The sequence below is a fragment of the Bradyrhizobium sp. BLXBL-03 genome (assembly GCF_051853015.1).
GTDB classification, from domain to species: Bacteria; Pseudomonadota; Alphaproteobacteria; order Rhizobiales; family Xanthobacteraceae; genus Bradyrhizobium; species Bradyrhizobium manausense.
Map to the genome: position 1 here is coordinate 235,679 of NZ_CP182470.1, position 24,660 is coordinate 260,338.

Annotated in this window: 29 protein-coding genes; 13 read left to right on the forward strand and 16 right to left on the reverse strand. The window is 63.5% G+C overall.

Annotated elements, in window-relative coordinates; genetic code table 11:
- Positions 1-38 precede the first annotated feature (38 nt).
- Positions 39-902: an acyl-CoA thioesterase II gene (gene tesB / locus ACNJX9_RS01115; RefSeq protein WP_439407565.1), complete on the reverse strand. Its 864-nt coding sequence runs from the start codon at positions 900-902 to the stop codon at positions 39-41.
- A 217-nt stretch (positions 903-1,119) separates the two neighbouring features.
- Between tesB and ACNJX9_RS01120 the strand changes: the two genes are divergently transcribed.
- Positions 1,120-2,340, forward strand: coding sequence for a ubiquinone biosynthesis hydroxylase (locus ACNJX9_RS01120; protein ID WP_439407566.1), 1,221 nt, complete (start codon positions 1,120-1,122; stop codon positions 2,338-2,340).
- A 65-nt stretch (positions 2,341-2,405) separates the two neighbouring features.
- Here ACNJX9_RS01120 and ACNJX9_RS01125 read toward each other — a convergent pair whose 3' ends face one another.
- Together ACNJX9_RS01125 and ACNJX9_RS01130 are read right to left on the reverse strand one after the other, a co-directional pair.
- Positions 2,406-2,603, reverse strand: coding sequence for a Trm112 family protein (locus ACNJX9_RS01125; protein WP_057752463.1), 198 nt, complete (start codon positions 2,601-2,603; stop codon positions 2,406-2,408).
- A gap of 115 nt (positions 2,604-2,718) precedes the next feature.
- The gene (locus ACNJX9_RS01130) at positions 2,719-3,249 is read right to left on the reverse strand and encodes a TetR/AcrR family transcriptional regulator (RefSeq protein WP_439407567.1); all 531 of its coding nucleotides are present in this window, start codon (positions 3,247-3,249) and stop codon (positions 2,719-2,721) included.
- A 90-nt stretch (positions 3,250-3,339) separates the two neighbouring features.
- Here ACNJX9_RS01130 and ACNJX9_RS01135 point away from each other — a divergent pair, with 90 nt between their 5' ends.
- From ACNJX9_RS01135 to ACNJX9_RS01150, 4 genes are all read left to right on the forward strand, one after another.
- Positions 3,340-3,690, forward strand: coding sequence for a hypothetical protein (locus tag ACNJX9_RS01135; RefSeq protein ID WP_271600196.1), 351 nt, complete (start codon positions 3,340-3,342; stop codon positions 3,688-3,690).
- Positions 3,691-3,841: 151 nt separating this feature from the next.
- Positions 3,842-4,120, forward strand: a complete 279-nt coding sequence (locus ACNJX9_RS01140; RefSeq protein WP_057752522.1) for a PepSY domain-containing protein — start codon at positions 3,842-3,844, stop codon at positions 4,118-4,120.
- A gap of 66 nt (positions 4,121-4,186) precedes the next feature.
- Positions 4,187-4,801: a cytochrome b/b6 domain-containing protein gene (locus ACNJX9_RS01145; RefSeq protein WP_439407568.1), complete on the forward strand. Its 615-nt coding sequence runs from the start codon at positions 4,187-4,189 to the stop codon at positions 4,799-4,801.
- Between the two features lie 178 nt (positions 4,802-4,979).
- Positions 4,980-5,399 (forward strand): hypothetical protein, encoded by a 420-nt coding sequence (locus ACNJX9_RS01150; protein WP_439407569.1) that lies wholly within the window; start codon positions 4,980-4,982, stop codon positions 5,397-5,399.
- An 11-nt stretch (positions 5,400-5,410) separates the two neighbouring features.
- On the opposite strand, the gene ACNJX9_RS01155 is transcribed toward ACNJX9_RS01150, so the two are convergent.
- Both ACNJX9_RS01155 and ACNJX9_RS01160 read right to left on the reverse strand, forming a co-directional pair.
- A complete protein-coding gene (locus ACNJX9_RS01155) occupies positions 5,411-6,184 on the reverse strand; it encodes an N-acyl homoserine lactonase family protein (RefSeq protein ID WP_439407570.1) in 774 nt (257 codons plus the stop codon).
- A 10-nt stretch (positions 6,185-6,194) separates the two neighbouring features.
- A complete protein-coding gene (locus tag ACNJX9_RS01160; protein ID WP_439407571.1) occupies positions 6,195-7,088 on the reverse strand; it encodes an AraC family transcriptional regulator N-terminal domain-containing protein in 894 nt (297 codons plus the stop codon).
- Between the two features lie 190 nt (positions 7,089-7,278).
- Between ACNJX9_RS01160 and ACNJX9_RS01165 the strand changes: the two genes are divergently transcribed.
- Positions 7,279-8,034, forward strand: a complete 756-nt coding sequence (locus ACNJX9_RS01165) for an SDR family NAD(P)-dependent oxidoreductase (RefSeq protein WP_439407572.1) — start codon at positions 7,279-7,281, stop codon at positions 8,032-8,034.
- A gap of 58 nt (positions 8,035-8,092) precedes the next feature.
- On the opposite strand, the gene ACNJX9_RS01170 is transcribed toward ACNJX9_RS01165, so the two are convergent.
- Both ACNJX9_RS01170 and ACNJX9_RS01175 read right to left on the reverse strand, forming a co-directional pair.
- Positions 8,093-8,845: a hypothetical protein gene (locus ACNJX9_RS01170; protein ID WP_057752442.1), complete on the reverse strand. Its 753-nt coding sequence runs from the start codon at positions 8,843-8,845 to the stop codon at positions 8,093-8,095.
- Positions 8,846-9,066: 221 nt separating this feature from the next.
- On the reverse strand, positions 9,067-9,948 hold the full coding sequence (locus ACNJX9_RS01175; protein ID WP_439407573.1) for an HpcH/HpaI aldolase/citrate lyase family protein: 882 nt from the start codon (positions 9,946-9,948) through the stop codon (positions 9,067-9,069).
- A 111-nt stretch (positions 9,949-10,059) separates the two neighbouring features.
- Here ACNJX9_RS01175 and ACNJX9_RS01180 point away from each other — a divergent pair, with 111 nt between their 5' ends.
- On the forward strand, positions 10,060-10,704 hold the full coding sequence (locus ACNJX9_RS01180; RefSeq protein WP_439407574.1) for a carbonic anhydrase: 645 nt from the start codon (positions 10,060-10,062) through the stop codon (positions 10,702-10,704).
- Positions 10,705-11,098: 394 nt separating this feature from the next.
- On the opposite strand, the gene ACNJX9_RS01185 is transcribed toward ACNJX9_RS01180, so the two are convergent.
- Both ACNJX9_RS01185 and ACNJX9_RS01190 read right to left on the reverse strand, forming a co-directional pair.
- Entirely contained in the window at positions 11,099-12,139 is a 1,041-nt protein-coding gene (locus ACNJX9_RS01185; RefSeq protein ID WP_439405246.1) for an IS110 family transposase, read from the reverse strand.
- Between the two features lie 179 nt (positions 12,140-12,318).
- Positions 12,319-13,353, reverse strand: a complete 1,035-nt coding sequence (locus ACNJX9_RS01190; protein ID WP_057752433.1) for an aspartate-semialdehyde dehydrogenase — start codon at positions 13,351-13,353, stop codon at positions 12,319-12,321.
- Between the two features lie 116 nt (positions 13,354-13,469).
- Between ACNJX9_RS01190 and ACNJX9_RS01195 the strand changes: the two genes are divergently transcribed.
- Entirely contained in the window at positions 13,470-14,270 is an 801-nt protein-coding gene (locus ACNJX9_RS01195) for a hypothetical protein (RefSeq protein WP_439407575.1), read from the forward strand.
- A 156-nt stretch (positions 14,271-14,426) separates the two neighbouring features.
- Positions 14,427-14,807: a hypothetical protein gene (locus ACNJX9_RS01200; RefSeq protein ID WP_057752426.1), complete on the forward strand. Its 381-nt coding sequence runs from the start codon at positions 14,427-14,429 to the stop codon at positions 14,805-14,807.
- Positions 14,808-15,015: 208 nt separating this feature from the next.
- Here ACNJX9_RS01200 and ACNJX9_RS01205 read toward each other — a convergent pair whose 3' ends face one another.
- The 3 genes from ACNJX9_RS01205 to ACNJX9_RS01215 form a co-directional block, all read right to left on the reverse strand.
- Entirely contained in the window at positions 15,016-15,657 is a 642-nt protein-coding gene (locus ACNJX9_RS01205) for a DapH/DapD/GlmU-related protein (protein WP_439407576.1), read from the reverse strand.
- 167 nt (positions 15,658-15,824) lie between these two features.
- Entirely contained in the window at positions 15,825-16,937 is a 1,113-nt protein-coding gene (leuB, locus tag ACNJX9_RS01210) for a 3-isopropylmalate dehydrogenase (protein WP_439407577.1), read from the reverse strand.
- Positions 16,938-16,949: 12 nt separating this feature from the next.
- Positions 16,950-17,114, reverse strand: a complete 165-nt coding sequence (locus ACNJX9_RS01215) for a hypothetical protein (RefSeq protein ID WP_439407578.1) — start codon at positions 17,112-17,114, stop codon at positions 16,950-16,952.
- 43 nt (positions 17,115-17,157) lie between these two features.
- Between ACNJX9_RS01215 and ACNJX9_RS01220 the strand changes: the two genes are divergently transcribed.
- Entirely contained in the window at positions 17,158-18,357 is a 1,200-nt protein-coding gene (locus ACNJX9_RS01220) for a YbfB/YjiJ family MFS transporter (RefSeq protein WP_439407579.1), read from the forward strand.
- Positions 18,358-18,461: 104 nt separating this feature from the next.
- Here ACNJX9_RS01220 and ACNJX9_RS01225 read toward each other — a convergent pair whose 3' ends face one another.
- The 4 genes from ACNJX9_RS01225 to ACNJX9_RS01240 all read right to left on the reverse strand — a co-directional run bounded on the left by ACNJX9_RS01225 (position 18,462) and on the right by ACNJX9_RS01240 (position 21,725).
- Positions 18,462-19,244 (reverse strand): molybdopterin-binding protein, encoded by a 783-nt coding sequence (locus ACNJX9_RS01225; protein WP_439407580.1) that lies wholly within the window; start codon positions 19,242-19,244, stop codon positions 18,462-18,464.
- A 10-nt stretch (positions 19,245-19,254) separates the two neighbouring features.
- Positions 19,255-19,884, reverse strand: coding sequence for a cytochrome b/b6 domain-containing protein (locus tag ACNJX9_RS01230; protein WP_057752413.1), 630 nt, complete (start codon positions 19,882-19,884; stop codon positions 19,255-19,257).
- A 181-nt stretch (positions 19,885-20,065) separates the two neighbouring features.
- Positions 20,066-20,620 carry a fasciclin domain-containing protein gene (locus ACNJX9_RS01235; protein ID WP_439407581.1) on the reverse strand — a complete coding sequence of 185 codons (555 nt, stop codon included), beginning with the start codon at positions 20,618-20,620 and terminating at the stop codon, positions 20,066-20,068.
- A 343-nt stretch (positions 20,621-20,963) separates the two neighbouring features.
- Positions 20,964-21,725, reverse strand: coding sequence for an SDR family oxidoreductase (locus ACNJX9_RS01240; RefSeq protein ID WP_439407582.1), 762 nt, complete (start codon positions 21,723-21,725; stop codon positions 20,964-20,966).
- Between the two features lie 95 nt (positions 21,726-21,820).
- Between ACNJX9_RS01240 and ACNJX9_RS01245 the strand changes: the two genes are divergently transcribed.
- The 3 genes from ACNJX9_RS01245 (at position 21,821) to sdhD (ending at position 24,660) form a co-directional block, all read left to right on the forward strand.
- On the forward strand, positions 21,821-23,350 hold the full coding sequence (locus tag ACNJX9_RS01245; RefSeq protein WP_439407583.1) for a malonate--CoA ligase: 1,530 nt from the start codon (positions 21,821-21,823) through the stop codon (positions 23,348-23,350).
- 507 nt (positions 23,351-23,857) lie between these two features.
- The gene (gene sdhC, locus ACNJX9_RS01250; protein ID WP_057752402.1) at positions 23,858-24,259 is read left to right on the forward strand and encodes a succinate dehydrogenase, cytochrome b556 subunit; all 402 of its coding nucleotides are present in this window, start codon (positions 23,858-23,860) and stop codon (positions 24,257-24,259) included.
- Positions 24,256-24,660: a succinate dehydrogenase, hydrophobic membrane anchor protein gene (gene sdhD / locus ACNJX9_RS01255; protein WP_057752399.1), complete on the forward strand. Its 405-nt coding sequence runs from the start codon at positions 24,256-24,258 to the stop codon at positions 24,658-24,660. Before sdhC ends, sdhD begins: the two co-directional genes overlap by 4 nt.

The window sequence follows — 24,660 nt, forward strand, 5'->3', positions numbered from 1 at the left end:
AAGCCATCTCGAGCGCGATGAATTCGCGCTCGGGATCATCAGTTCCTGCGCTCACGCACGGAGCCCTCCTGCGCGACCGAGGCGACCAGCGTGCCGTCAGGCTTGAAGATCGAGCCGCGGGTCAGGCCGCGGCCGCCTTGCGCGCTCGGCGAATCCTGCGAATAAAGCAGCCATTCGTCGGCGCGGAACGGGCGGTGAAACCACATCGCGTGGTCGAGGCTTGCCGGCATCATGCGCTTGTCGAACAGCGTGCGGCCATAGCGCGCCATGATCGCATCCAGCAGCGAGAAGTCCGAGGCATAGGCCAGCGCGCACATATGCAGCGCCGGATCGTCGGGCAGCTTGGCCGCCGTCTTGATCCAGACATGGATGCGGCCGTCCTCGATCTTCTGGCCGAAGTAACGGCCGAGCTCGACCGGGCGCAGCTCGATCGGCCGATCGGATTCGTAGTAGCGGCGGATGAACTCCGGCATCTCGCGGAACATCGGCTGCTTCGCCACCTCCTCCGCGGTGAGCTTGTCCGGCGGCGGCACGTCAGGCATCTTGTCCTGGTGGTCGAACGCGGTCTCTTCCTCGGCATGGAACGATACCATCATCGAGAAGATCGCGTTGCCGTGCTGGATTGCGGTGACGCGGCGCGTCGAATAGCTCTTGCCGTCGCGCAGACGTTCGACCTGGTAGATGATCGGGATCTGCGGATCGCCCGGCAGGATGAAATAGCAATGCAGCGAATGCGGCAGCCGGCCCTCGACCGTGCGGCAGGCCGCGACCATCGCCTGCCCGATCACCTGGCCGCCGAACACCCGCTGCCAGCTCGTCTTCGGGCTGTTGCCGCGGAACAAATTCACCTCGAGCTGCTCGAGGTCGAGGATGGAAATCAGGTCGATCAGGCTTTTGGACATGGTGGTGCTTTCGCATTGTCGTCATTCCGGGGCGCACGCAGTGCGAACCCGGAATCTCGAGCTGATAACCTCCGGATTCCGGGTTCGCGACTTTGTCGCGCCCCGGAATGACACAGACGGGCCGTTCCGCCCTTGTTTCACCGCCCTGTTTCGCCCAGCTCAAGTCTGCTAGCAAGACCCGAGAATTGACTGGGAAGTTTGGCAGAGAAAACTTGGCATGTCGGTACAAGGTCACATAGTCATCGGCGGCGGCGCATTTGCGGGCCTGGCGCTCGCGCTGGCACTGCGTCAGGGGCTCGGCCCCGAGATTGCCGTCATCGTCGCCGATCCCGCGCTCAGCTCACGGCCAAGCCGGGATCCCCGCGCAACCGCGATCGTGGCCGCCTGCCGCCGCCTGTTCGAGGTGCTCGGCGCCTGGGACGATGTGAAAGCCGAGGCGCAGCCGATCCTCGACATGGTCGTCACGGATTCGAAGCTGGAGGACGCCACGCGTCCGACCTTCCTGAATTTCGCCGGCGACGTCGCGCCGGGCGAACCCTTCGCGCACATGGTCGAGAACCGTCGGCTGATCGATGCGCTGGTGGGCCGCGCCGAAGCCGCCGGCATCGATCTTCGCGCAACCACCGTCGCGTCCTACGACGCCAGCGCCGATGGCATTGACGTCACGCTTGGCGATGGCAGCAAGATTGCGGCCAGTCTCCTGGTCGCAGCCGACGGTGCGAAATCGAAGCTGCGCGAGCGCGCCGGCATCGCCACCCATGGCTGGGACTACGACCAATCCGGCATCGTCGTCACCGTCGGCCACGAGCGCGATCACGAAGGCCGCGCCGAAGAGCACTTTTTGCCCGCGGGCCCGTTTGCGATTTTGCCGCTGACCGGAAGGCGCTCCTCGCTGGTCTGGACCGAGCGTCGCGCCGAGGCCGCACGCATCATCGGGCTTGGCGACGAGGAATTTCACGGCGAGCTCGAGCAGCGTTTCGGCTTGCATCTCGGCGAGGTCAAGGCGCTGGACAAGCCGCGCGCGTTTCCGCTGTCCTATTTCGTCGCGCGCTCCTTCGTCGCCGAGCGCCTCGCGCTGGTCGGCGATGCGGCCCACGTCATTCACCCGATCGCGGGGCAAGGCCTCAACATGGGGCTGAAGGATGTCGCCGCGCTGGCCGAGGTGGTGGTCGATGCCGCGCGGCTCGGCATGGATCTCGGTGGCGCTGACGTGCTCGAACGCTACCAGCGCTGGCGTCGTTTCGACACCATGGCGATGGGCGTTGCCACCAACTCGCTCAACTTCCTGTTCTCGAATAAGTCGACGCTACTGCGCACCGTCCGCGACATCGGACTCGGCATCGTCGACCGCACCCCGCCTCTGAAGAATCTCTTCATCCGCCAGGCGGCCGGCCTCACCGGCGAAATCCCTCGCCTGCTAAAGGGCGAGGCGTTGTAGGCGAGTAGCGAATAAAGAGTGGCGAGTAGAGTTTTGCGATTCGCCACTCGCCACTCCCTACTCGCTTAGTCGATCTTCCTCGCCTCTTCCGGCAGCATGATCGGAATGCCGTCGCGGATCGGATAAGCGAGTCTCGCAGACCGCGAGACCAGCTCCTGCTTGGCCGCGTCGAATTCCAGCGGGCCCTTGGTCAGCGGGCAGACCAGGATCTCCAGCAGTTTCGGATCGACGCTGTTTTCGGGGCGTTCGGTGGGCGCGTTCATAGGGGTCTCCGGCATTGGCTTGCCTCTAACACAGAAATTCGCGGTCGCCCATCACCGGCCGTAGCGTTTTCAAGCGAAGTGGACGCCGGTTCGCGTTAAGAAAACGCGTCAAACGCTAGCCAGAGACCATCTTCAGGATCTCGTCGAGCAGGCCCTGGAGCCGCGCGCTCGGCACGGGCGCTGCCGAGAGCGCGAAGCCGAGAAAGGTCCAGTACAGGATTTGCGCGCGCGCCTGCGCTGTCGCGGCATCGAGTCCCCGTTTCGCCAGCAAGGCCTGGATATAATCGAGCCTGCGGCGGTCGATGGCGCGGACTGCCGCCTGCGCCGCCGCGTCGAACGCCGCCCAGTTACGCACCGCGCGCTCCAGGTCGAGCCGGGCGCCGAAGGTCCTGCGCAGCAGCGCTCTGAGCGGCTCGTCGCTGTCGGCCTCGACGCGAGCGATGATCTCCTCGGCCGCGATCTCGCGCCAGCGCCTCAGCACGGCGGCGTGGAACGCGCCGAGATCGGCAAAATGCCAGTAGAAGCTGCCGCGCGAGACGCCCATGGCCCTTGCCAATGGATCGGCCTTCAGCGCGGTAAAGCCGCCTCTGGTGAGCGCCTTGATGCCCTGGCTGATCCAGTCGTCGGCGGTGAGCTGTTCGGTCATGTCGGGTTCCGATCCCAGACCATACACTAGTGTATTGACAGCCGGCAGGCCAGCCCTTATCCCACCGTACACTGATGTATGGAGGCCTTGATGCGTGATCTCTTGCTGCAGTGTGCCGGCGTCGGCGCCATCATCGTGGCGCTCATCCATGGCTATCTCGGAGAAGCCAAGGTCTTTCCCCGTGCCACCATCGAGCCGCCGCGGCTCCGCACCCTGGTCCGCCTGGTCTGGCAGGCTTCGACGGTGGCCTGGATCGGCTGCGGTGTGCTGTTGGTCGCCGCGCCCTGGATGGATTCAGCCTCGGCGCGTCGCTGGATCGTCCTCACCATGATCGGCGTGTTCGGCCTTTCCGCCTGCGCCAACGCTTGGGCGACGCGTGGTCGCCACTTCGGCTGGATGGCGCTCACGGCCGTCGTGGTGATGGCGGCGGCCGGTTACTGATCGTCGCAACGACTGCCATCGTCAATTTTCTCCGACGTTAGAGCTTATCTAAATCACGCCCTACCCGAGCCGATTGACTTCATGCCCGCCTTTGCTTCCTTCGGACGCGCCTCGCGCAACGCGGTGCGCAGATGACGGAAAGGAGATGTTCGTGAAGGTCATTCGTGTTGTTGCCATGGCATTGGCGATCGGACTCGGCGCTGGATCGACGGCGATGGCCGACGGTTTCAAGAATTGCACCAAGCTCGACAAGGCGTCGTGGAAGCCGGCCAGCGACGCCGAAGCCAAGGCGACGGCGCTGGGTTACGAAGTGCGTCGCTCCAAGATCGAAGGCTCCTGCTATGAGGTCTATGGCGTCAAGGAAGGCAAGCTCTATGAGCTGTTCTACAGCCCGGAAGATCTCAGCCTGAAGCACACGATCGCCAAGTAGGTTTGCCAAGTAGGTTTGCCAAGTAAGTTTGCCAGGTAGGGCTTATGCTTTGAAAGTGGTCCCGGCTTGAGCGGCAACGCGGTATCAGACACGTGCGGGGGGTCGAAACGGACCCCCGCGGATCGGACGGTCGCAATCTGGGACCTTCCGCTCCGGATCTGGCATTGGGCTCTCGCAGCGTGCGTCCTGGTGGCGTGGTTCACACCCACCGTCTACGACAGGCTTCACCGCATCGTCGGCTATGCGGTGATCGGGCTTCTCGTCTTCCGTTTGGCCTGGGGCTTCTGGGGCAGCCGCTATTCACGCTTTCGCTTGATCGGCGTCCGCCTTCGTGCCGCGCCCTCCTATCTCTGGAACCTGCGCCGCGGCATCACCGGCCGCTATATCGGGCTCAATCCCGCCGGGACGCTGATGCTGGTGGCGCTGCTGCTGTCAATTGCCGTCTCGGCGATCACAGGCGCGCTGTCGGTGACAGTCACCCTCTTCGGCGTCTGGTGGATCGAGGACACGCATGCCTTCGCATCGGACGCGGTCATGATCCTGGTCCTGCTGCACGTTGCAGGCGTGGTGCTGATGAGCCTGCTCCAGCGCGAAAACCTGATCCGGGCCATGATCACGGGCCGCAAGCGCATCCGAGGTCATTTGGAATCATCGAGCCGCGGAGCGAAGCGACGCGGGTGAGGGCGTTCTCCTCCAGGGGACTGTCCGATCGAGGAGAAACCCTTCTCCCCGACCTCTCCCGCAAGCGGGAGAGGCGGCGCAAGCTCGCTGACAATCTTCGTGATTTGATCCAGCGCAACGCGCTCCTGCATCATTTTGCCTAGTGTTGCTCCAGTTCCGACGTTCGAATGGAGCTTCCATGAGCACCGCAAGCAGTCCCTACCCCATCGTCCAGGACCTCATCGAGTCCTTCGCGAGTTGGCTGAAGCATCGCCGCGAGATGGCCGAGATGCGGCAGCTTGATCGCTTCGATTTCGACCGGATCGCGAACGATCTCAGGATCGCGCCTGACGACCTCGAAGAGCTGGTCCGCAACGGCCAGCATGCCGCCGACGAATTACCGAAGATGCTGGAGCAGCTTGGCATCAGCGCGGAGGGACTCGGACGCGCACAGCCGCTGCTGCTGCGCGATATGGAGCGGGTCTGCTCGCTCTGCCATAATAAGGGCGAGTGCGACCGCGATCTTGCCGACGGCACCGCGGCTGAAAACTATCACGGCTATTGCGGCAACGCCGCGACGCTGGAATCGCTCGATCGCACTGAGGTCGCGCCGCGTTGACGCGCGGGCGTTCACGCGATCCAGTCTGGCACGTGAGGTAGCCCCTCACTCTGCGCCGTATCGTGATTGATCCAGATTTCGGCGTTCTCGGCGCGAAGCAATTCGACGACTTTGGCCATGGACGCGACCGTTGCCTGCTGGTCCGCATTGAAGGACGGCACGCGCATGTGCCGGAGGTTCTCCCTGTTGTGCGCGACGTCGCCGCTCAGCAGGACGGCGCCGCGCCGCGGCAACCTTACCATCAGCGAGCAATGCCCTGGAGTATGGCCCGGCGTGAAGATCATGCGCACGGCGCCGTCTCCGAAGATGTCGTGGTCACCATCGACGATCTCGTAAGGCCGCTCCTTCAACACCTTGTAGTGCGGCAGCGAGTAGCCGAACTCGTCAGGCTCCGGTCCGAACATCGCCTCAAACTCGGCTCGCTGAGCGATCCATTTTGCGTTTTCGAACAGATCGACATTTCCGATGTGATCGAAATGGGCATGGGACAGGACGATCGTGCCGACATCGCGGGGCCGCACGCCGATTTCATCCAACTGGTCGGCGATGGGACGACGCACGATGCCGCGTATGCCATGCGCGATGATCCGTCCTTCCGGGTATTTCACCAGCGCATCCTCGATTCCCGTATCCCAGATCAGCCATTCGCCATGATGACTGATGAGATAGGCATTGCAACTCAGCGTCATGGGGACGCCGACATTGATGCCGGGAGAGTAGATCGAGCCATCCTCGACCTCTGCAATACCGCCATCGAGGATGTAGACCTTGTCGATCGTCGCCATCAGCAACCTTTCACGCCGCCGTTTCGGCGCGCCGTTTCATCTCGCGCATGTCGCGCCCGGGCGGCATCCCGAACAGCCGACAATATTCGCGCGTGAACTGCGTGACGCTTTCGTAGCCGACCTGATGGGCTGCGGCCGCGATGCTCGCAGCATCCGCCAGCATCGCGCGACGCGCCTCGATCAGGCGCAGCTGCTTCTGAAACTTGAGCGGGGTCAACGACGTGACGCTCCGGAAGTGCGCGTGAAACGCCGACGGGCTCATGCCAGCGGCTCTGGCCAGCCGGTCGATGTGCAACGGCTTGGCGTAGTCGGCACGGATGATGGCAACGGCGCGGCCGATCCGTTTGGCATGGCTGTCGGCAATGCCGAGGGCCCTGATGGCGCCACCGTGCCGTCCTGCCAGCAGCCAGTAGTGCAGCTCGCGCAGCAACTGGCCCTGCAAGATCGGCAAGGCTGAAGGACGGTCGATCAGGCGCAACAAGCGGAGCGCCACATCCGCAACCTCCTGTTCCGTAGGCTCGACCCGTAGCGGTTGGGACGGAATGAACGGGAGCGAACCCATCTCGACCACCAGTCCTTCGATGATTGTGGGGTCGAGCTCGAGGACGAGCGAAAGATACGGTGCCGCCGCCGTCGCGCGCGTGATCTGGCTGACAGTCGGCACATCACTCGCAATCAACAGCGAATCGCCTGCACCAAAGTCGAAGGACGTCCGGCCGGTCGCGACACGTTTGGCGCCTTGCAGGACCAATGCGACCAGAGGCTTGGAGATCGCGTACAGGAGCGCGCTCGGCGCGGTCTCGCGGATGATCGAGACACCGGCGAAGGGGGTGGAGGCGATGCCTTTGTCGTCGGCGTGAGCCGCGGAATAACGACTGGCGATCTGGAGCAGCGTTTCGGTCACGCGCCAATTTTAGGCCGAGCCCGGCGCGCAAGCAACAACGCCGGGCAATCAGGCAGAAAAGCAGGAGTTTTGGGCAAGTCCGCCGCCGCCGCATTCTGGAGTGTTGGGCAAGAGGATCCGAGGATCCGGCAACATCGGACGATCGATCGCGGGCAGAAGCAACTCACCGCAACTCCACCAGGAACTTCCGATGCCCACCATTTCGCTCGTCACTGGCGCCAGCCGGGGTCTTGGCCGCAACACCGCGATCGCCATCGCGCGTCACGGCGGCGATGTGATCGTGACGTATCGCAGCGGCGCCTCCGCCGCCCGCGAGGTCGTCACCGAGATCGAGGCGCTCGGCCGGAAGGCCGTCGCGCTCGAACTCGACGTTACCTCCGTCTCGTCATTTCCCGCGTTCGTCGCAGAGGTTCGATCGACGCTGACTATGCATTGGGGCGCGACCACGTTCGATCATCTCGTCAACAATGCCGGCCAGGGCGAGATGGCTTCCATCGCCGAGACGACAGAGCTGCAATTCGACGCCCTGTTCGACACGCATGTCAAAGGGCCATTCTTTCTGACACAGGCCTTGCTACCGCTGCTTGCCGACAACGGCCGGATCATCAACTTCTCCAGCGGGCTGACGCGCGTGTCCTTCCCCGGCTTCTCCGCCTATGCAGCCGCGAAGGGCGCGATCGAGGTCTTGACGGTCTATATGGCCAAGGAGTTCGGCGGACGCGGCATCACAGCCAACGTCGTCGCGCCGGGTGCGATCGAAACCGACTTCCTCGGCGGAGCCGTCCGGGACATGCCTGATCTGAACAAGCAATTTGCACAAATGACCGCGCTCGGCCGCGTCGGCCTGCCAGACGACATCGGGCCGATGGTCGCGAGCCTGCTCGGTCCTGACAACCGCTGGATCACGGCCCAGCGCGTCGAGGTGTCCGGGGGCCAGACGATCTGACGAGGCGGCGGTGGTACTCGCGACTGGCGACGAACCGGTCGCGGTCCAGACCCAACGATCAGAAGCCGACGGTCTCGTTCACATAGAACGTGTTGAGAATGGTGACCCGGTCACGATCGGTATGGATCTGCGGACGGCCGTGCCAGCTCATCCGGGTCAGGGTGTGATAGGCCTTCAGGACCACGAAGGCGTAGCCGACATTGGGCAGGAACGGGATCGTCTTCACGGGCTCGAGACAATAGGAGCCGACGTGAAACAGGCCCTTGAGCGAAGCCTGGTAGAGCGTCGTTCCCAGCGCTTCCTGGCTGTCGTCGGCCGGGCAATACAGCTGCATCGTCACGACCTTCTTGCGCGTGTCCGGATGCGGCTTGATCTGATAGCCGTCCCTGTCGACATAGACGACCGGCTTTGCCACCAGCGTCAGATCCTCAGCCTTGGCCACCTTGTCGCCGCGGGCGCGAATCTCGAGCCCGTCATGCAGCCGGTTCCGGATCGCCTGCTCGACAGGCTTCGAGGTCAGCATGGCCGACACGGCCGCCCATGCGGGGCGCAATGACGGCTCGATCTTGTCGACATTTTCACCGTAGAGGCGCAGCGCCATCCGTGTCCCCGTACCGGTGATCGGATCGTAGCCTTGGGTCGGCACGCTCCGGATCATGTCCCGGTAGAAATCCGCGGGGAAGAAATCGCGGAACACGATGTGGGGAAACGGAGACGCGGAATGATCAGCGGCCTCGATGCTGCGCACCGCATGTGCAGTGAGTTCGTCGACGAGATTGGCCGGAGCAGCCACTTCCGCAAGAGCCGTCATGAGGATACCTCACACCAGGTTGGACCCAGTATTTTCAATTCTTTCCGGCATTACCTTGCGACGTGGGCCTTATGCAAGTCAACGGCAGCAACCGCGGCCGATTTTCGCGCGGTCGTGATCAGAAACCTGCGCGGCAAATCAATGCATTCGCGGCGTTTAAAGCCTCAAAACGACCCGCGTTCCGATGCAGTCCAGGTTGACAAAGCGGACTGGCTCACACCTCAGCCCTTGCTCATCGCGGCAATCGCGTCCGCGATCGCGATGGTGCGGCGCGCCATGTCGGCGTGCAGGCGCTCCACCATCGCGCCGTCGAGGCGGATCGCGCCGCGCGAGACGTTTTCCGGCAACTCGAACGCCGCGATGATTTTTCGCGCGCGCGCGACTTCCTCTTCCGGAGGCGTGAAGATCGCGTTGCAGGCTTCGATTTGCGAGGGATGAATCAGCGTCTTGCCGTCGAAGCCGAGATCGCGCGCTTGCGCGCATTCGGTGGCGAAGCCGTCGGGGTTGGCGATGTCGCTATAGGGACCATCGAGGATCTCGAGGCCGGCGGCGCGCGTCGCCAGGATGCAATGCGTGATCATCGGGATCATCGCGGTGCGGCCGGGCAGCATCCTGATCCGCGTCTCGCGCGAGATGTCGTTGGGGCCGAACACAAAGCCGGCGAGGCGGCACGATGGATCGCGCCCGGCCACGGCCAGCTCCTCGGCATGCAGCACACCGCGCGCGGTCTCGATCATCGCCCAGACCTTCACTGATGGCGCGGCGCCGAGATGGGCGAGGTCGCGGCCGATGCTCCGGAGATCCTCGATGCTTGAAACTTTTGGAACCAGGATGCCGTCAGGCGAAGCCTTGGCGGCCATGGCGACGTCTTCGGCCCACCACTGCGTCTCGAGACCGTTGGTCCGGATCAGGACCTCGCGCTTGCCGAAGCCCTTTGCAGCGATCGCGGCGGCTATGCCGTCGCGCGCCGCGGACTTGGCGTCAGGAGCGACGGAATCCTCGAGGTCCAGGATCAGGCCGTCGGCGGCGAGATTCCTTGCCTTTTCAAGGGCGCGAGGATTGGAGCCGGGCATGAACAGATGGCTGCGGCGCGGGCGGGTCATGCTGCGTTCCTTCCTGATGGCTCGGACATGTTCCAGGTTGGAGGCGATAGCATCTGGCCTGCCCATTCGAAAGGCTTGTTCGCCGTGGCGGTCTATGATTAGGCATAGGCCATGATCACATTCCCGAAGCATTTGCTGGACGGCTACAACGCCTTCGCCACCAACCGGTTGCCGGCCGAGCAGCACCGCTATCGCGAGCTGTCGGTGAAGGGACAGTCGCCCGAAGTGATGGTGATCGGCTGCTGCGACAGCCGCGTCGCGCCCGAGGCGATTTTCGATGTCGGGCCCGGCGAATTGTTCGTGGTCCGCAACATCGCCAATCTGGTGCCGACCTATCAGCCCGACGCCAACGCGCACGGCGTCTCGGCCGCGCTGGAATATGCGGTGACGGTGCTGAAGGTGAAGCACATCGTGGTGCTCGGCCACGCGCAATGCGGCGGCATCCGCGCCTTCGTCGACAAGATCGAGCCGCTCACGCCGGGCGACTTCATCGGCAAATGGATGCAGATGTTCATCAAGCCGGGCGAAGTGGTGGAGCAGCGCGACCACGAGACCATGGCGCAGTTCGTCGAGCGCATCGAAAAGGCCGCAGTGTTCCGCAGCCTCGAAAACCTGATGACGTTCCCGTTCGTGCGCAAGGCCGTCGAGAGCGGCCAGATGCAGCTGCACGGCGCCTATTTCGGCGTCGCGGAAGGGACGCTGTTCGTGCTGGACCAGGCGAGCAAGGAATTCAGGAGCGCGCGGAGCGTGACGTGAATTCGTAGGGTGGGTTGGCCCTGCGGATTGCGCGAAGCGCAAACCGCTTGGCGTAAGCCACCGCTTCTGTCACCGCGGAAATGAGAGAGGTGGGTTACGCCGAGCGCCTGCGCTTCGCGCAGCCGCGCGGCTAACCCACCCTTCTGTAACGGGCTTTCAAAGGTCAATCCCTTTTTTGCGTCGTACCGTTCGCCGGGGTCTTGCTTCTGTACGGGGTCGGCGCAAGGCCGCCACCTGATGGGGTTTGAAGAGGATAGGCCGACCAATCTACGTTCGCGTGGTCGCAAGGGCCACTGGATGGGTTGCGGTCTGACCTGATCCATCGTCCCGGCGAGGGGACTTCGCTTCGAGAGGGAGGTGTCGTGACCCGCTCGAAAACCTTTTGCCTCCTTGTTTAAGCTGCAGCAGCGATTTTCTTGTGGGCTGGATTGAACGGCGTCCCATCGACCAGCATCCGATGCATGATCACAGCTAATCTGCGCGCCAGCGCGACCTTCGCCTTGCTCATGCCGGCTCGCTTGGCGATCCGCATCGCCCAGCTCTTCAGCTCGGTGCAGCCTTTGAGCGGCTTGGTCAGCATGATGTGTGCGGCCTCGTAGAGCGCGGTGCGCACCGAAGCGTCACCGATCTTGCTGATCCGACCGGTATAGTCGGTCTCGCCGGACTGATACTTCTTCGGGGTTATCCCGAAATGCGCCCCCACTTGCTTGGACGATTTGAATCGGGCTGGATCGTCAATTGCCGAAGCATAGGTGAGCGACACAACCGGTCCGACGCTCGGGGTCGACATCAGCAGCTTGGCTTTGGCATCGGAACGCGCCATCCGACGAACCTGCTTCTCAAAACCGTTGAACTCGCGCAGCAGCACAGCGTGTACCGCCAGCAAGGCCTCTGCGACGGTCTCCAGGTTCGGGTGACCTGCCACCAGCTCACGGATCCGTCCGCAAAAACTTCGTTCTGTCGTCGGTCCGACCTTGAGCCCAAACCCGCGCAAGATCCCGCGCAGGCTGTTCTCGACATCGCGCAACTTCGACTGCACCAGCTTGCGGGCGGTCAACACCGTGCGCGTCTCCTGCGCGTCCATCGACTTGCAATGCACCGGGCGGAACCAGCCGAGCCGCATCAACTGGGCGATGCCGCGCGCATCGTTGCGGTCAGACTTCACCGGCATCGCCTCAAAGGCTTTGCGGACGTGCCGCGTCTCCAGTAGCTCCACTGCAAGACCGGCAGCCTTCATCGCCGCAAACAGCCATTGTGACAGCGGTCCGGCTTCCAGCCCGATCCGCTCGAGGCCCAAACCCAAACCGTGGAACCAGGCGATCAGTGCCTCCGGCTCGCTCGTCACCTTGGCCTCCCGCAAAATCTTGCCGCTGGCGTCAACAACACACACGCTTGAGCATTCCAATGATACGTCGATTCCGGCATAGTGGTGCATGGTCGTTCCTCAATGATGCTTGGAGCGGGCTTGCCCGACTCCGTTTGATACCATCAGTCTGAGGGACGACCGCCTCCCAAGCCAGCCGCGCGACGCGCGCCTTCAAATAGCGCCGTAGCTAGCGCGGCTGGCTTGGGAGGCCTCCGTGCCCGTTACCCCATCTACATTCTACATCTTCTTTACGCCGCCTGCTTCTTTGCGCTGATCAGCTTGCGGTTGATCAGGACTTCGGCGATCTGGATCGCGTTCAGCGCGGCGCCCTTGCGCAAATTGTCCGATACGCACCACAGCACGAGTCCGTTCTCCACCGTCGCGTCCTCGCGGATGCGGCTGATATAGGTGGCGTCCTCGCCGGCGGCTTCATACGGCGTGGCGTAGCCGCCGGGCTCCTGCTTGTCGATGACGAGACAGCCGGGCGCCACGCGCAGGATGTTGCGCGCTTCGTCGGCGCTGATCGGATTCTCGAACTCGATGTTGACGGCCTCGGAGTGGCCGACGAAGACCGGCACGCGCACGCAGGTCGCGGAGAGCTTGATCTTGGGATCAAGGATCTTCTTGGTCTCCGCCATCATCTTCCACTCTTCCTTGGTGTAGCCGTCCTCCATGAAGACATCGATGTGGGGGATGACGTTGAAAGCGATGCGCTTGGGAAACTTCTTCGCGACCAGCTCGTCATTGGTGTAGACGGCCTTGGTCTGCGAGAACAATTCGTCCATGGCATCCTTGCCGGCGCCCGACACCGATTGATAGGTCGAGACCACGACGCGCTTGATGGTGGCCTTGTCGTGCAGCGGCTTCAGCGCGACCACGAGCTGCGCGGTCGAGCAGTTCGGGTTGGCGATGATGTTCTTCTTCCTGAAGCCTTCGGTCGCGGCCGCGTTCACCTCGGGCACGATCAGCGGCACGTCCGGGTCCATGCGCCAGGCCGATGAATTGTCGATCACGACGGCGCCGGCGGCGCCGATCTTCGGCGACCATTCCTTCGACACCGAGCCGCCCGCAGACATCAGGCAGATGTCGACATCGGAGAAATCGTAATGCTCGAGCGCTTTGACCTTCAGGGTACGGTCGCCATAGGAGACCTCGACGCCGACGCTGCGGCGTGACGCCAGGGCCACGACCTCGTCCGCAGGAAATTTGCGCTCATCGAGGATGTTGAGCATTTCCCGTCCGACATTGCCGGTCGCGCCGACGACTGCGACTTTGTAACCCATCGTTCACTCTCCGATGAAAAAGCCCGTTCCTGAAGCTGACGCTTAAACAGGAAGAGCAGCGCTTCTATGCGAGAACCGGCCTCAAGACAACGTTGGACCCTGCCTGAAGGCCGTGGATGCAGTCGCCTGAGGCCAGCACGGCCGCAAACCCCACCCAGATCCATCTGGCGCTCGCCAATTTCGCCGACGAGGTGGTCGGCACGCTGGCGCGCCTGTTCGCCTATGTGGGGGCGCTGGCCCTGTTTGCCATCCTGGCGCTTGCCGGGCTCGGCCAGCTGCCCCATTTGCGTGACGACCAGCCCGCCGCGAGGCCGGGCTGGGCTATCGCTGACCGTTCGCATCCGGCCTTCGCCCTCAGCCGGCTCGATACATCAGAGAAAACAGCCTCTTATACGATTTTCAGGCACCCCGAAGGCGGCCGCCGCGACGTCATGCGCTGGGCTGGCAACGCCGACAGACCTTGGGCCGAGCTCGAGATTTACCGGGAAGGCAACGAATTCGACGTGACGCGTCCGGCAGCCGCCGGCCTCGCCATCCAAATGGGCCTCGCGGCGACCACCGCGCTGGAGCAGGCCGGCCTGATCGACACCAAGTTCGGCCCTGTCGCCCTGTTTCGGCCATCGGGCACAGCGGACGGCTCGCCGGCGTGCCTCGGCTATCTCAAGCGCAACGAGGAGCCACCGCTGCAGATCTCCGGCTTCTCCTGCCAGGGCGACACCATGCCGGCCCGGCGCGCCGCGATCGGCTGCACGCTGAACCGGCTGACGCTGCTGACCTCGGGCAACGAGCCGAAGCTGGCGGAGATGTTCGCCCATGCCGAGCTGAAGCGCCGCGCCTGTGATCCCCAGGGCTCGTCTCCAGGCTCGGCCGACTGGCTGCTGGGCGCGGCGAATGCGCAATTGCGCGGCGCGCTTTGACCCGCATCAAGCTCAAGTCGCTGGTATTCATGCAACTTTTGCCGGCGGGCCCGATTATTCCGTCTTGGTGTGACTGAATAGACCTAGTTGCAGTGCCCTCGGCCGCGCTAGTATGGGGTGAAATCGACTGGCGGCTTGCCGCCTGAAGGGGACGTGATGAGCTTGAATTTCTCTGCCAAACTGGCGGCCTGGCTTGCGGCTGGCGCTGTTGTCGCTGTGGCCTTTGCGGCGCCGGCTTCGGCCGACACCAGGACCAAGCAGCGCTATGACGATCGCGGCCGGATCTATTACGGTCCCAGCGGCCCCAACGCGGTCTACCAGCAGGGCCGTACCCGTATTTACGTGAGCAAGCGCTCCTGGCTCGACGGCGGCACCGAGGTCAATCCAGGCGACCGCAAGTTCAGCGATTACGCCTTCCCGCCGGCCGTCGGTTATCCGTCCTTCGCCCGCGAAAACCTCAACCGCCCGATCGATCGCCAGCCGCTGGCGACCCCGGCCGATGTCGGCGGCTACCCGCAGAATTTCCCCCTGTACTGAGCGGGCACATCGTTCGAATCAAAAGGCCGGGCTCGCGCCCGGCCATTTTTGTTTTTGCGAGATCTCGTAGGGTGAGTTAGCCCTGCAGATGCGCGGAGCGCATCTGCGTGGCGTAACCCACCACTTTGGTTTCCGCAGCGACAGAAGAGGTGGGTTACGCCATGCGAATTGCGCTTCGCGCAATCGCAAGGCTAACCCACCCTACCATTCAGCGGCCAGCCGCAAAAGCCGGATCATAGCGCCGGCAAAACTCCTCGATTGCCTCGGAGCGGAAATCGGCGAGGCGTTCGAAGATCAGCTCGTCCGGCCAATCCCACCAGGCGATGCGGCGCAGGCTTGCCGCGACAGCATCATCGAAGCGCTTGCGGATGGCGCGCGCAGGCACGCCGCCGACGATGGTATAGGGCGCGACATCGCGGCTGACGACGGCGCCCGCGCCGATCACCGCGCCGTCGCCGACGCTGACGCCCGGCAGCAGGATCGCGGCGTGGCCGATCCAGACATCATTGCCGACGATGACGCGGTCGTCGCGGCGATCGGCGAAGAAGTCGCGATCGCGCGTTGCGCCCGCCTCGTAATATTCGGGGACATAGGTGAAGCGATGCTGCGACGGCCGCCCCATCGGATGATTGGGCGCGCCGATCCGCACCGAATTGGCGATGGCGGTGAACTTGCCGATCACGGCGTCGGCGACGTCGCAGTTTTCGCCGAGATAGGAGTAATCGCCGAGCGCGGCGTATTCGATGCGGGTATGGCTAAGGATCTCGCAACGCCGCCCGATCTGCGCCTCGCGCTGGCGCACCGTGTCATGGACGAAGGTTTCCGCGATCTTGGGGCGGGGTGCGTCCATGAACGGGCTCCTGACTTCATAGGGTGGGTTAGCTGCGTGGCTGCGCGAAGCGTAGTCGCGCGGCGTAACCCACCACTTTCGTTTCCGCGGACACAGAAGAGGTGGGTTACGCCCAGCGAATTGCGCTTCGCGCATTCCGCAGGGCTAACCACCCTACGACAGCGTTCTTACGCGTGCAGCTTCTGCAATTCCTTCAAAATCGCTTCGCCCATTTGCGTGGTCGAGGCGGCGGTGGTGCCTTCCGACTTGATGTCGGCGGTGCGAAGACCGCTGGCGAGCACTGCGGCGATCGCCTGGTCGACCTTGTCGGCGAGATCGCCCATGTCGAAGGAATAACGCAGCGCCATGCCGAAGGACGAGATCATCGCGATCGGATTGGCGAGACCCTTGCCGGCGATATCAGGGGCCGAGCCGTGCACCGGCTCGTACAGCGCCTTGCGCTTCCCGGTCTTGGCGTCGACCTCGCCGAGCGAGGCCGAGGGCAGCATGCCGAGCGAGCCGGTGAGCATCGCGGCGATGTCGGACAGCATGTCGCCGAACAGGTTGTCGGTGACGATGACGTCGAACTGCTTCGGCCATTTCACCAGCATCATGCCGCCGGAATCGGCGAGCTGGTGCTCGAGCGTGACGTCAGGATATTCGCGCTTGTGGAGCTGGGTCATGACCTCGTTCCAGAGCACGCCCGACTTCATGACGTTGCGCTTCTCCATCGAGGTCACCTTGTTCTTGCGCTTCCTGGCAAGCTCGAAGGCGACGCGGCCGATGCGCTCGATCTCATAGGTGTCGTAGACCTGGGTATCGATGGCGCGCTTCTGGCCGTTGCCGAGATCGGTGATGGTCTTGGGCTCGCCGAAATAGACGCCGCCGGTGAGTTCGCGCACGATGACGATGTCGAGGCCCTCGACCGCCTCGCGCTTCAGGCTGGAGGCATCGGCCAGCGCCGGATAGCACACCGCCGGGCGGAGGTTGGCGAACAGAGCGAGATCCTTGCGCAGGCGCAAGAGGCCGGCTTCCGGGCGGACCTCATAAGGCACCGAATCCCATTTCGGACCGCCGACCGCGCCGAAGATCACGGCATCGGCGTCCTTGGCCTTGGCCATGTCGCCTTCGGAGATCGACACCTTGTGGGCGTCATAGGCGGAGCCGCCGACCAGGCCCGTATCGGTCTCGAATTTGGCGATCCCTGATGAATTGAGCCAGTCGATCAGCCGCTTCACCTCGCCCATCACCTCGGGGCCGATACCGTCGCCGGGGAGCAGCAGCAATTTGTGGGTCGCCATATCAGTTCTTCCTCAGTTTTCCTCGGCATTGCCGGGCTTGACCCGGCAATCCAGCTTTTTTGAAAGATCGATGCCCGGGTCAAGCCCGGGCATGACGAGCAGGATGAAATTCGGCCGGAGTGCTAGAGCGGCGTTGCGCGCTTGGCAAGACACCATTGCCGGGGTGCGGCTGTGCAAGGCGGACCGGGCCTGCCACACTGCGCCCCGCCGGAGTACCCCCTTGCCCGCACCTCGCCGCCCACCTGTCGCGCATCCCGCGCGGCTGATCCTGACCCTGTCGCTGGCCGCAACCGTCGGGCTCGGCATCGGCCGCTTTGCCTATGCGCTGGTGCTGCCCGACATGCGGGAGGACCTCGGCTGGTCCTACTCGGCGGCGGGTTTCATGAACACCATCAACGCCGTCGGCTACCTCGTGGGGGCGCTGGCCGCGTCCCGGCTGATCCAGCGCATTGGCTGGTCGGCGGCGATCCGCGGCGGAACCCTCGCCTGCCTCGCCGCGCTGGCCACCTGTGCACTGACGGGGAATTTCATCGCGCTGAGCCTCGCCCGCCTGGTGCTCGGCCTCGGGGCCGCGGCCGGCTTCGTCGCCGGCGGCGCGCTGGCGGCTTCAATCGCGCAGTCGCGCCCTGAACGGGCCAATTTCCTGCTGAGCCTGTTTTACGCCGGGCCCGGAATCGGCATTCTCGCCTCCGGGCTGATCGCACCGTTCACGCTGCAGCATTTCGGTCCGGGCTCATGGTGGATCGTGTGGTGGGCAATGACGCTGCTCTCGGCCGCGATGACCGTGCCACTGTTTCTGGTGCGGATCGAGAGCGGCGCGGGCTTTTCCGAAGGCAGAAACGGCGCCTTCGCAGTTCTCCCGGTGCTGATCTATCTCGCCGCCTATTTCCTGTTCGGCGCCGGTTACATCGCCTACATGACCTTCATGATCGCCTATGTGCGCGACGGCGGCGGCGGGGCCGCGGCGCAGGCGGCATTCTGGGGCCTGATCGGCATGAGTGCGTTCGTCACGCCCTGGGCCTGGCGGGGTGTGCTCGCGCTCGATCGCGGCGGTCTCGCCACCGCGATCATCCTCGGCACCAACGCTGTTGGCGCGGCCTTGCCGATCCTCGGGCACTCGCCCGCATGGCTCGCAATCTCGGCGCTGGTGTTCGGCGTCGCCTTCTTCGCGGTCGTCGGCTCGACCACTGCCTTCGTGCGCTTCAACTATCCGCCGCCGATGTGGCCGACCGCAATCGCGGCGATGACGATCTCGTTCGGCATCGGCCAGACGCTCGGCCCGATCGTGGTCGGCGCGATCACGGACGCGCTGGGGAGCTTGAGCTACGCGCTCAATGTATCGGCGGCGCTGCTGGCGTTGGGCGCGGTGCTTGCGCTGCTGCAACGGAAGGTGGGGCCGGCAAAGCAACCGGTGCCGTAGGGTGGGCAAAGCGAAGCGTGCCCACGCATTTTTCGCGATCGAGAGAGAGACGGTGGGCACGGCGCTGCGCGCCTTTGCCCACCCTACGGCAGGGGAGTTCGCCGCTAGCTCCCACTGAACGAATTATAGCCCTGGTCTTCCCAATAGCCGCCCTTGTAGTCGTTGGTGACTTCCATCGAGACGACGTATTTCGGGTTCTTGAAGCCGAGCTTTGTCGGCACGCGAATCTTCATCGGAAAACCGTAGGCGCGCGGCAGGATCTCGCCCGCATATTTGAATGTCATCTGCGTCTGCGGATGCAGCGCGGTGCGCATGTCCAGGGGCGAGTTGTATCCGTCCTTGTCGGCGCACTGGAACCAGACGTATTTCGCGCGGGTGTCGGCGCCGACAAGCTTGAGGAAATCGCGCAAGGGCGTGCCGGTCCAGCTGCCGATCGCGCTCCAGCCTTCGACGCAAATGTGACGCGTGATTTGCGTGAACTGCGGCAGCTTATAGAGCTCGTCCAGCGTCCAGGATTTCTTGTTATCGACCAGGCCGCGCACCTCGAGTTTCCAATCCGCGGCCGAGACCTCAGGCGCGTCGTCGAGATCGTAATAGGCGTTGAACGGGAACGGCTTCGTAATCGCGCTCTCGGGAAAGGTCGGCGCCAGCGCGTCGGGATTGAAGATGAAATCCTGCACCGCGTCGTTGAACTTCGAGACGGACTTCAGCATCTCCTCGGCCGAGGACGAATCGATCACGTCGCAGCCGGTGAGCAGCGTCAGCGCCCCGAGGCTGGCGCCGCCGGCGATGATGCGGCGGCGGGTGAGATCGGGCATCACCTTGAGGGAGTCCTTGATCAGCAGCCGCTTGTCGACGCCGGGGATCAGGAATGAGCGCTTGGCCATGGTCTCCTCCTCAGCGGCCGATGATCATCGCGCGCAGGCTCTTCGGCACCAAGAGCGCGAGCAGCACGTGAATGACGAGGAAGGCGCAGATCGCGGCCATGCAGAAGAAATGGACGTAGCGCGCGGTCGGATAGTCGCCGAACAACGTCACCAGCCAGTGCAATTGCACCGGCTTCCACATCGACAGGCCCGACAGCACGATCAGCACGCCGACCACGATGATGCCGGCATAGAGCAGCCGCTGCACGTAATTGTAGACGGTGAGATCGTCATGGGCGAGCTTGAACGACAAGGCCGCCTGGACGTCGTGGATCACGCCTGAGGGCGTGATCGGCAGCAGCTTTTTCCGGAAGCGGCCGGTGGCGAAACCGGTGATGAGATAGGCGAGGCCGTTGACCATCAGCAGCCACATCGCCGCAAAATGCCAGAGCAGCGCGCCGCCGAGCCAGCCGCCCAGCGTGATGTCATGGGAGAAGCGGAAGTCGAACAGCGGCGAGGCGTTGTAGATCTGCCAGCCCGACATGATCATCAGGATCATGGCGACGGCGTTGGTCCAGTGCATGACGCGGACCCAGGCCGGCTGGATCACCTTGGCCTTGGTGGCGCTGATTTGCTCGTCGGTCGCGGTAAGGCTCGACATGGTGGTTCCGTCCTGAACGTCGGTGTCGGTGATTATACGCCGGTCCGGCCGCTTTCGTTACGCCACGCGGCAAATCGAATCGATACCGTCAGGCTATGGTGGTCAAAATAATGCGAGCCGGGTGTCCCCGGCTCGCTAATTCGTCCGCATCCTGTCGGGGATGAAACAGGAGGGTGCGGTGTTACGTTGCCGGCATCAGCACGGTGTCGACCACATGGATCACGCCGTTGGACTGGTTGACGTTGGAGATCGTCACCATCGAGGTGCCGCCCTTGGCATCGATGATCCAGACCTTGCCGTCCTGCTTCTTGACGGTGAGTTCCTCGCCCTCGGCCGTCTTCAGCTTCTTGCCATCGCTGAGGTCGGAAGCCTCGAGCTTGCCGGGCACGACATGGTAGGTGAGGATCTTGGTCAGGGTCGCCTTGTTCTCGGGCTTGACCAGGTTGTCGACGGCGCCGGCCGGCAGCTTGCCGAAGGCGGCATTGGTCGGCGCGAACACCGTGAACGGGCCCTTGCCTTCCAGCGTCGGGACGAGACCTGCCGCCTTCACCGCCGCCACCAGCGTGGTGTGATCTTTCGAATTGACCGCGTTCTGGACGATATTCTTGGAGGGGAACATCGCGGCGCCGCCGACCATGACGGTCTTTTCCTCGGCGCGGGCGGGCGCGATGATTGTTGCGGTGATGGCCAGCGCGCTGAAGGCAGCAGCGGTGAGATAGGCAATGCGCTTCGACATGGAGAGACTCCCGATTGTGACCGGCGATCGCCGGCGTTTGCGTTGGGGCAACAACGGCGTCTGCGACAGTTGACGTGAAGCAGCAGCGCGTCGTTGGCCGAACTACGGGAGGGTTCGCGCGGCGGTTTCGGGGAATAATTTATTGTGATGCGTGAAACTATGGAGCGGCGTGTCCGTGTGGGGTGGGTGCGCAATCCCACGGTGCCGTAGGGTGGGCAAAGGCTTGAAGCGCCGTGCCCACCATCTCTCTCGATCACGGAAAATGCGTGGGCACGCTTCCGCCTTCGCTCTGCGAGCTACGGCGGACAAGTCGCTTTGCCCACCCTACGGCAGGGTGCCCGCCTCAGTCTCTATTGTTCGGCGTCTGAATAAAGCCGCGATTATGGGTCGGGCTGATCAGGAGCTCGTTGATGCAGACGCGCGGCGGCATCGAGGCGATGAATGCGATGGTGCGGCCGAGATCTTCGGGCTGCAGCATCTTGGCCTGCTCCTCCTCGCTCGGCACCACCGGGCGCAGCTTCAGGATTGGGGTCGCCACTTCGCCCGGCATCAGGCAGCAGGCGCGCAGGCCATTGACGCATTCGTCCATGTTGAAGGAATGGGTCAGCGCCAGCACCGCATGCTTGGTGGTGGTGTAGGCCGGGCCCGGCATCTTGGAGACGTGGCGGCCGGCCCAGGACGAGACGTTGATGATCGAGCCGTCCTGCTGCTTGCGCATCGTCGGCAGCACTGCGCGCATGCAATAGAGCACGCCGTTGAGATTGACCTGGACCAGCCTGTCCCAGCCCTCCAGTTCCATATCCTTCCAGCTGCGCTTGGGGACATTGATGCCGGCATTGTTCACGAGCAGATCGATGCGGCCATGCTTCGCGACGATTCCGTCGGCCGCCGTCTGCGCCTGGTCCGCATTGGCCACGTCCAGCGCGATGGCTTCGGCCAAGCCGCCCGCCTTAGTGATCTTCGCGACCACGGTCTCCAAAGCGTCCTTGCGGCGCCCCGAAACCACCACCGTCCAGCCGTCGGCGGCTAACGCCTCGGCGCCGGCCTCCCCGATCCCGCTGCCGCCGCCGGTGACCCAGGCCACGCGTTTCCCATTTTTTGTCATGCAAACTGTCTCCGTTGCTTCATTGGGGCGGTTTTTGCTAATCCAGCCCTCGGTTTTGACCGGCCTTGTCAGTCCTGCGGTCGAGGAAATCTTGCATGAACCACGCAGCCAACGCCAACCTGTTTTCCCGCCTGTTCGACGGCCTCGACGATCCCAAACGCCTCGCGATCGAGACACAGGACGGTGCCCGGATCAGCTATGGCGATCTGGTGGCGCGGGCAGGCCAAATGGCGAATGTGCTGGTCGCGCGCGGCGTCAAGCCCGGCGATCGCGTCGCGGTGCAAGTCGAAAAATCGGTCGCCAACATCGTGCTGTATCTGGCGACCGTGCGGGCCGGCGCGGTCTATCTGCCGCTGAACACCGCCTATACACTGAACGAGCTCGATTACTTCATCGGCGATGCCGAGCCGGCGCTGGTGGTCTGCGATCCCTCCAAGGCGGAAGGCCTCGCCCCGATCGCCGCCAAGGTGAAGGCCAGGATCGAGACGCTCGGAGCTGACGGCAAGGGCTCCCTGACCGACGCCGCTGACAAGGCCAGCGGCGAATTCGCGACGGTCGCACGGGCCAACGACGACCTCGCTGCGATCCTCTACACCTCGGGCACGACCGGCCGCTCCAAGGGCGCGATGCTCAGCCACGACAATCTGGCCTCGAACTCGCTGTCGCTCGTCGACTATTGGCGCTTCACCGACAAGGACGTGCTGATCCACGCGCTGCCGATCTATCACACCCACGGCCTGTTCGTGGCGACCAACGTCACGCTGTTCGCGCGGGCCTCGATGATCTTCCTGCCCAAGCTCGATCCGGATCTGATCATCAAGCTGATGGCGCGCGCCACCGTGCTGATGGGCGTGCCGACCTTCTACACGCGCTTGCTGCAGAATCCTGCGCTGTCGAAGGAGACAACGAAGCACATGCGGCTGTTCATCTCGGGCTCGGCGCCACTGCTGGCCGAGACCCATCGCGAATGGTCCGCACGCACCGGTCACGCCGTGCTCGAGCGCTACGGCATGACCGAAACCAACATGAACACGTCGAACCCCTATGACGGCGAGCGTGTGCCCGGCGCCGTCGGCTTCCCCCTGCCCGGCGTCTCCGTCCGCGTCACCGAGCCCGAGACCGGCAAGGAATTGCCGCGCGAGGAGATCGGCATGATCGAGGTCAAGGGCCCGAACGTGTTCAAGGGCTATTGGCGCATGCCTGAGAAGACCAAGTCGGAATTCCGGCCCGACGGCTTCTTCATCACCGGCGACCTCGGCAAGATCGACAACAAGGGCTACGTCCACATCCTCGGCCGCGGCAAGGATCTCGTCATATCAGGCGGCTTCAACGTCTATCCCAAGGAAATCGAGAGCGAGATCGATGCCATGCCCGGCGTGATCGAGTCCGCCGTGATCGGCGTGCCGCATGCCGATTTCGGCGAAGGGGTGACGGCGGTGCTGGTCTGCAACAAGGGCGCCGAGGTCACCGAGGCTGCCGTGTTGAAGGCGCTCGACGGACGGCTCGCCAAGTTCAAGATGCCGAAGCGGGTGTTCGTCGTCGATGAATTGCCGCGCAATACGATGGGCAAGGTGCAGAAGAACGTGCTGCGCGATACGTACAAGGATATTTACGCGAAGAAGTGAGGGTGGCGTCTCGTCGCGCGGCATGCGGATGTCGAGAGGCACGCCGCCGATGCCCGAGCATTCGTAAAAAACACCGGTACGAGACATGCCGCGGCGGCCGTCTGGGGTGGATTGCAGACGGCGCATATCCGCCGCCTTGCGGAAAATCGATGCGTCTCGCGGAAAGTGGCAATGGCACGCACGCTTGCGAAGCGGTCGACGCGCCATGAACTGACTGGTTCGAACCTCGACAGCCGGTCGGCAGCTTGGAGCCGTTCCAATAGTAATTTCAATGCGCCTCAAAGGCCGCCACAAAGGATGAACTTGTGTTCCGTTCTTCATCGGTGCACCATTGCTCTGGTATACCAAGGCCCTGATTGGCTTGATGCATCAACGCCGTAGAGCTGAACCCAGGTTCGATTTATGGCGATTTGGTGATTGCGCAGGCGAAATCGACTCCGTAAATAGAGCCGACCTTTCGCGATCCCCGCGCGCGCCCGGCTGGGCCGCCATAAACATCAAAAGCCCATGACCGCACGGATCGAACGACCGCTTTCACCACACATGCAAGTCTACCGCTGGACGCTGACGATGGCGCTGTCCATCGTCCATCGCGCCACTGGTATCGCCCTTTACGTCGGAACCCTGCTGCTGGCCTGGTGGCTGATCGCAGCGGCGTCCGGCTCCGCCGCCGCCTATTCCAATGTGCAGGCTTTCACCGGCAGCATCATCGGCCGGCTCGTCGTGTTCGGCTATACCTGGGCGCTGATGCACCACATGCTGAGCGGTGTCAGGCACTTCGTGTGGGACCTCGGCTTCGGCTTCAAGGCCAATGAGCGCGAGGCGCTGACCTGGGCGGCCCTGATCGGCGGCATCGTGCTGACGGTTCTGATCTGGATCATCGCCTACGCGATCGGAGGTATACGATGAGCGCCAGCGATACGCCGAAGCGCAGCATGCGCACCCCGCTTGGCCGCGTCCGCAATCTCGGCGCCGCGCATTCGGGAACCTCTGACTTCTGGCGCCAGCGCCTCACCGGCGTTGCGATGACCCTGCTGATGCTGCCGGTGATCATCGTCGTCATGATGACGCTCGGCAGCAACCAGGCCGGCGCCAAGGTGATCCTCGGCTCGCTGCCGATCGCGGTGATCATGCTGCTCTTCATCATCGCCAGCGCCTGGCACATGAAGATCGGCATGCAGGTCGTGATCGAGGACTACGTTCACAACGAGAAGCTGAAGCTCATCTCGATCATGCTCAATAATTTCTTCTCGATCGCCGTCGCGCTCGCCTCGACCTACGCGATCATCAAACTGTCATCCGGAGTGTAA

Bases quoted from the DNA above. Each gene is read 5' to 3' on its own strand.
- leuB (WP_439407577.1), bottom strand. From the start codon at position 16,937: ATGGCGACCCACAAATTGCTGCTGCTCCCCGGCGACGGTATCGGCCCC.
- ACNJX9_RS01245 (WP_439407583.1), top strand. From the start codon at position 21,821: ATGAACCACGCAGCCAACGCCAACCTGTTTTCCCGCCTGTTCGACGGC.
- ACNJX9_RS01200 (WP_057752426.1), top strand. From the start codon at position 14,427: ATGAGCTTGAATTTCTCTGCCAAACTGGCGGCCTGGCTTGCGGCTGGC.
- ACNJX9_RS01170 (WP_057752442.1), bottom strand. From the start codon at position 8,845: ATGACGGCTCTTGCGGAAGTGGCTGCTCCGGCCAATCTCGTCGACGAA.
- ACNJX9_RS01180 (WP_439407574.1), top strand. From the start codon at position 10,060: ATGATCACATTCCCGAAGCATTTGCTGGACGGCTACAACGCCTTCGCC.
- ACNJX9_RS01230 (WP_057752413.1), bottom strand. From the start codon at position 19,884: ATGTCGAGCCTTACCGCGACCGACGAGCAAATCAGCGCCACCAAGGCC.
- ACNJX9_RS01120 (WP_439407566.1), top strand. From the start codon at position 1,120: ATGTCGGTACAAGGTCACATAGTCATCGGCGGCGGCGCATTTGCGGGC.
- ACNJX9_RS01225 (WP_439407580.1), bottom strand. From the start codon at position 19,244: ATGGCCAAGCGCTCATTCCTGATCCCCGGCGTCGACAAGCGGCTGCTG.
- ACNJX9_RS01125 (WP_057752463.1), bottom strand. From the start codon at position 2,603: ATGAACGCGCCCACCGAACGCCCCGAAAACAGCGTCGATCCGAAACTG.
- ACNJX9_RS01195 (WP_439407575.1), top strand. From the start codon at position 13,470: ATGCAGTCGCCTGAGGCCAGCACGGCCGCAAACCCCACCCAGATCCAT.
- ACNJX9_RS01165 (WP_439407572.1), top strand. From the start codon at position 7,279: ATGCCCACCATTTCGCTCGTCACTGGCGCCAGCCGGGGTCTTGGCCGC.
- ACNJX9_RS01135 (WP_271600196.1), top strand. From the start codon at position 3,340: ATGCGTGATCTCTTGCTGCAGTGTGCCGGCGTCGGCGCCATCATCGTG.
- sdhD (WP_057752399.1), top strand. From the start codon at position 24,256: ATGAGCGCCAGCGATACGCCGAAGCGCAGCATGCGCACCCCGCTTGGC.
- tesB (WP_439407565.1), bottom strand. From the start codon at position 902: ATGTCCAAAAGCCTGATCGACCTGATTTCCATCCTCGACCTCGAGCAG.
- sdhC (WP_057752402.1), top strand. From the start codon at position 23,858: ATGACCGCACGGATCGAACGACCGCTTTCACCACACATGCAAGTCTAC.
- ACNJX9_RS01130 (WP_439407567.1), bottom strand. From the start codon at position 3,249: ATGACCGAACAGCTCACCGCCGACGACTGGATCAGCCAGGGCATCAAG.
- ACNJX9_RS01240 (WP_439407582.1), bottom strand. From the start codon at position 21,725: ATGACAAAAAATGGGAAACGCGTGGCCTGGGTCACCGGCGGCGGCAGC.
- ACNJX9_RS01175 (WP_439407573.1), bottom strand. From the start codon at position 9,948: ATGACCCGCCCGCGCCGCAGCCATCTGTTCATGCCCGGCTCCAATCCT.
- ACNJX9_RS01185 (WP_439405246.1), bottom strand. From the start codon at position 12,139: ATGCACCACTATGCCGGAATCGACGTATCATTGGAATGCTCAAGCGTG.
- ACNJX9_RS01155 (WP_439407570.1), bottom strand. From the start codon at position 6,184: ATGGCGACGATCGACAAGGTCTACATCCTCGATGGCGGTATTGCAGAG.
- ACNJX9_RS01150 (WP_439407569.1), top strand. From the start codon at position 4,980: ATGAGCACCGCAAGCAGTCCCTACCCCATCGTCCAGGACCTCATCGAG.
- ACNJX9_RS01235 (WP_439407581.1), bottom strand. From the start codon at position 20,620: ATGTCGAAGCGCATTGCCTATCTCACCGCTGCTGCCTTCAGCGCGCTG.
- ACNJX9_RS01205 (WP_439407576.1), bottom strand. From the start codon at position 15,657: ATGGACGCACCCCGCCCCAAGATCGCGGAAACCTTCGTCCATGACACG.
- ACNJX9_RS01190 (WP_057752433.1), bottom strand. From the start codon at position 13,353: ATGGGTTACAAAGTCGCAGTCGTCGGCGCGACCGGCAATGTCGGACGG.